Here is a 4,461-nt window from a genome sequence, read left to right on the forward strand (position 1 = left end):
GCCGCTCGCCCGGCCCGGCCGCTACGACCTCCGCGAACTCACCGTGAACGCGTGCCGCTCCGCCGGCTTCGAGCCGGAGTTCGCTGTCGAGGGGGGTGAGATGGACGCGGTCCTCGGCTTCGTCCGCGCGGGGCTGGGCGTGGCTGTCGTACCCCGGATGGTGGCGAGCCGTGCCGGGCGGGGCCTCCGGGTGACGCCGCTCGCCCGGCCCGGCCTCTCCCGGACCATCGCCCTGGCCCACCGCAGCGACGTGGCCCCGCCTCGGGGGGCCAGGGAACTCCAGCGGATGCTGCTGGAGCGGTAGCGCCTGCCCGTCTGCCTGGTGCTGGGATTTCGCGGGGGCGCGTTCGTCGGGGCTGGTCGCGCGGTTTCCCGCGCCCCTGGCGGGGTGCGGACCGCTTGCCGGCCGCACCCCCTGTCGCCGCTAACCCGTCGCGTCCGCCAACGCCAGGGTGTGGAGCTGCTCCGGGGGGCCCGGGCGGGCGTAGTACCAGCCCTGGGCGGTGTCGCAGCCGAGGAGGCGGAGCTGGTCGGCCTGGGCGCTGGTCTCCACGCCTTCCACCGTGACCGCGAGGTCGAGGCTGTGGGCGAGGGAGACGATGCCCTCGACGATCTTGAGGTCCACCGGATCGGCGGGGTACTGCTGCATGCCCTGGGTGAAGGAGCGGTCGAGCTTGAGGACACTGACCGGGAGGCGGCGGAGGTTGGCGAGATTGGAGTAGCCGGTGCCGAAGTCGTCCAGGGCGATGTCGACGCCCATCTCGGCGAGCCGGCGCAGCGGCTTCAGGAGGCCGTCGTCGGCGCCGATCAGCGCGGACTCGGTGACCTCCAGGCACAGCGCGTCCGGGGTGACACCGGCGCGCTCCAGGATGTCGACGGTGTCCTGCACCAGGCCGGGGTGGGTGAGCTGGCACGGGGAGAGGTTGACGTTGATCCGGAGCGGGCCGGTCGTCTTCTCCCGCCACGCACGGGCCTGCCGGATCGATTCCTCAAGGACCCACCGGCCCAGCGGCACGATCAGCCCGGTGTGCTCGGCGAGCGGGATGAAGCGGTCCGGGCCGAGCACCCCGTGCTGCGGGTGCAGCCAGCGGACCAGGGCCTCCGCACCGCTCACGGTGCCGTCGCCGAGGTGGACCAGGGGCTGGTACTCGATGAAGAACTCACCGCGTTCCAGCGCGCTCGGCAGTGCGGTGGTGAGCCCGTGCCGGGTGATCGCGCGGGCGTCCGCCTCCGGGTCGGCCAGCTCGGCCCGGTTGCCGCCCGCCGACTTGGCCCGGTACATCGTGATGTCGGCGCTGCGCAGCACCTCCGCCGCCGTACGCTCCCCCGCCGGGCCCTCCACGATGCCGAGGCTGCCGCGCACCAGGAGGTCGCGGCCGTCGATGCCGACCGGGGTGAGCAGGGCGTGGCTGATGCGTTCGGCCAGCTCCTCCACCCCGCGCTCGGTGTCGCGGCCGGTGGTGAGGGCCACGAACTCGTCGCCGCCGAGCCGGGCGACCATCTCGCCGGGCGCGGTGGTGCAGGACTGCAGCCGGTCCGCGACCTCCACCAGCAGCCGGTCGCCGGCCGCGTGGCCGAGGCTGTCGTTGATGGCCTTGAAGCCGTCGAGGTCGAGGTAGCACAGCCCGAAGCGCTGGCCCTCGCCCGCCGCGAGCGCCTTCTCCAGCCGCTCGAAGAACAGGGTCCGGTTGGGCAGCCCGGTCAGGGCGTCGTGCGTGGCCTCGTAGCGCAGCCGCAGATGGAGCAGCCGGCGCTCGGTGGTGTCCTCCATCAGCGCGAGCTGGTACTGCGGGGCGCCGTCGGCGTCGCGGAGCAGGGAGACCGTGAGGTTGGTCCACAGCGCGGTGCCGTCGGTCCGGTGGAACGCCTTCTCCACGTGGTAGTGGTCGCGTTCGCCGCGGACGAGTTCCTCGTAGAGCCGCCAGGTCTGGGGCGCGTCCTCCGGGTGGGTCCAGTCGCGGACCCTCCGGCCGCGCATCGTGTTCTCGGAGAGGCCGAACATGCGCTGGAGGGCGCCGTTGACCTGGAGGACGTTGCCGTCGAGGTCGGCGATGCCGATGCCGATCGCCGCGCCCTCGAACACCGCACGGAAGCGGGCCTCGCTGGCGTGCAGGGCTTCGGCGACCACACCCTGGGCCCGGAGTGCGGCCTGCGCGATGCACTCCTGCTCGGCGCGGGTGCGCTCGCGCAGCGCCTGGGCGTACCCGGCGGCCATGGCGTGCTGCAACCGCGAGGAACGCATGCGGAGTTGGTCCTGCGGGCTGTCGTCACCGCAGTACAGGACGAGGTAGGCGTCGACGCAGTCCAGGGTGCGGGCGAGCACCTCGGGATCGGTGCCGTGCGCCTCGACCAGCGCGGCGCCGACCGCCCGCGCCTCCCCCGCGTCGAAGCTTCTGGCCCTGAGCGCCCGGCTGAGGCGGTGGGCGAGAGGAAGCAGCAGCTCCTCGAACTCGGCGCGGGTGAGCGACGTGGAGGTGACGGGGTAGACGGCCCGGCTCCAGATCGTCGTCAGCCGCCGCACTCTGCCTTCCGGGCCGTCCGGCTCCGCGCTCACGCCGTACGCCCCACGCCGGCGAACCCGGAGAACGCGAAGTCGTCCTCGTCCTCCCGTGCCGACTCGGGCCGCCAGTCCGGGAGATGGACCAGTCCGGGGTCGAGCAGTTCGAAGCCGTCGAAGAAGCGGGCGATCTCGTCGCGCGGGCGCATCACCAGCGGGTTGCGGATGTCCCGGTACACGTCCACCGCGCCCTCGGCGCGCTCCTCGGGCAGCGGGATGCCCTCGTAGGAGGCGTGGGTGAGGATCAGCAGGCTGCCCGGCGCGAGCGCGGCCCGCAGTTCGGCCACCGCGCGGTGGGGTTCGTCGGCGTCCTCCAGGAAGTGCAGTACGGCCACCAGCAGCAGGGCCACCGGCCGGTCGAGGTCGATCAGCCGGGCCACCTCGGGGCTGGTGAGGATCTCCCGCGGCTTGCGCAGATCGGCGGCGACCACCCCGGCGTCCTCGTTCCCCGCGAGCACCGCCTGGCTGTGCGCGACGGCGACGGGATCGTGGTCGACATAGACGACGCGGGCACCGGGGCGGGCGGCCTGGGCTATCTCGTGGACGTTGCCGAAGGTGGGGATGCCGGAGCCGACGTCGAGGTACTGGTCGATGCCCTGCTCGGCGGCGAACCGCACGGCCCGGCGCAGGAACGCCCGGTTGGCCTGCATGATCTTGGGCAGGCCGGGGAGGAACTCCATCGCCTTGCGGGCCGCTTCCCGGTCGACCTCGAAGTTGTGCGAACCGCCCAGGTAGTAGTCGTACATGCGCGAGACGCTCGGCACCGAGATGTCGATGCTCCGGGGGGCCCAGGCGGGGCGCTCCATGTATCACTCCAGGCGTAGGCGGCAGGGACGGGCGAGCCGGTGTTCGAGCTGAGGCTACTGATCGGCCGCCAAAGGGGCGACCCGAAACGGAAATTGACCATCCGTTCCCGGTCACCGCCTGCGCGAAGTACCCGTCCGACCCCGCTGGGTGACCGTCCGGGCGCACGGCACAGGGCCCGTCCCCTCCGCGTGACACGGACGGTACGGGCCCTGCACGGGGCGGTGACCGCTACTGGGCGGGCGCGCCGATCGGCTTGCCCTCGGGCGAGACGGCGTACCAAGTGCCGCCCACGCCCTGGCCGTTGGTGTCACCGGGAGCCTTGTCGCCGGTGAAGGTGTAGATGGGCCAGCAGTTGACCGACATCTGCTTCACGCCGTCGGGGCGGGTGAAGGGCATCAGGCCCTTCTTCTTCACGCCCTGGGTGTCGTCGGCGCTCACCGGCGCGACCGCGGGCCACTTCTCCAGGCACGCCCCGGTGCAGTTGGAGACGGACTTGGGCCACGCCTTGTCCTTGAGGAAGCGATAGACCGTGCGGCCGTTCTTGTCGACGACGATGTCACCGAGCTCGGGGTCCTTGCGGACGGAGAGGCCGGGCAGCGAGGTCAGCGACGCCTTCTTGCCGTTGGGGGCGAGCGCGAACCACTTGCCGCCCACACCCTGGCCGTTGACGTCGCCGGAGTTGAGGTCCTTGGCGTAGCGGTACGCGGGCCAGCCGCCGATGGTGAGCTGCTTGGTGCCGTCGGCGCGGGTGACCTCGCCCAGCATGGCCTTGTCGATACCGGCCCCGGCGTTGGCGTCGTCGGCGGGGACCGGGGGCCAGGTGGTGGCGCAGTCGCCGTCGCAGTTGGTCTTCGGCGGCTGGGCCGTGTCCTTGTCGAAGCGGTACAGGGTGAGGCCGGACCCGTCGGTGAGCACGTTGCCGAGCTGCGGGTTGGTGGCCACCGTCAGCTTGCCCGCGGGGGCGGCGGGGGTCGGGGAGGCGCTGCTCTGGGCACCGTCGGCGCCGTAGCCGTTGCCCGCGGTGACCCCGGTGCCGATACCGGCGGCGCTGGCCGACGCTCCCACGTTCTGGGCCGCCGCCGCCGGGGGCGTGACGT

General features: G+C 72.7%; 4 protein-coding genes. 1 reads left to right on the forward strand and 3 read right to left on the reverse strand.

The features are described from left to right. The coding region (locus CCN33_RS27930; protein ID WP_140394709.1) for a LysR family transcriptional regulator substrate-binding protein at positions 1 to 304 on the forward strand (304 nt) is incomplete at its 5' end. Positions 305 to 424: 120 nt separating this feature from the next. Here CCN33_RS27930 and CCN33_RS27935 read toward each other — a convergent pair. The 3 genes from CCN33_RS27935 to CCN33_RS27945 form a co-directional block, all read right to left on the reverse strand. Continuing rightward, complete coding sequence (locus tag CCN33_RS27935) at positions 425 to 2,554, reverse strand: putative bifunctional diguanylate cyclase/phosphodiesterase (protein ID WP_086696186.1); 2,130 nt, start codon at positions 2,552 to 2,554, stop codon at positions 425 to 427. After that, positions 2,551 to 3,363 (reverse strand): SAM-dependent methyltransferase, encoded by an 813-nt coding sequence (locus tag CCN33_RS27940; protein WP_086696187.1) that lies wholly within the window; start codon positions 3,361 to 3,363, stop codon positions 2,551 to 2,553. The genes CCN33_RS27935 and CCN33_RS27940 overlap by 4 nt, the downstream gene beginning before the upstream one ends. Before the next feature lie 229 nt (positions 3,364 to 3,592). Further along, positions 3,593 to 4,461, reverse strand: an 869-nt coding sequence (locus CCN33_RS27945; protein ID WP_244173959.1) for an SCO0930 family lipoprotein, incomplete at its 5' end; no start/stop codon positions are given.

It is taken from the genome of Streptomyces recifensis (assembly GCF_002154615.1).
In the GTDB taxonomy this organism is placed as follows: Bacteria; Actinomycetota; Actinomycetes; order Streptomycetales; family Streptomycetaceae; genus Streptomyces; species Streptomyces griseoluteus.

Bases quoted from the DNA above. Each gene is read 5' to 3' on its own strand.
- CCN33_RS27940 (WP_086696187.1), bottom strand. From the start codon at position 3,363: ATGGAGCGCCCCGCCTGGGCCCCCCGGAGCATCGACATCTCGGTGCCG.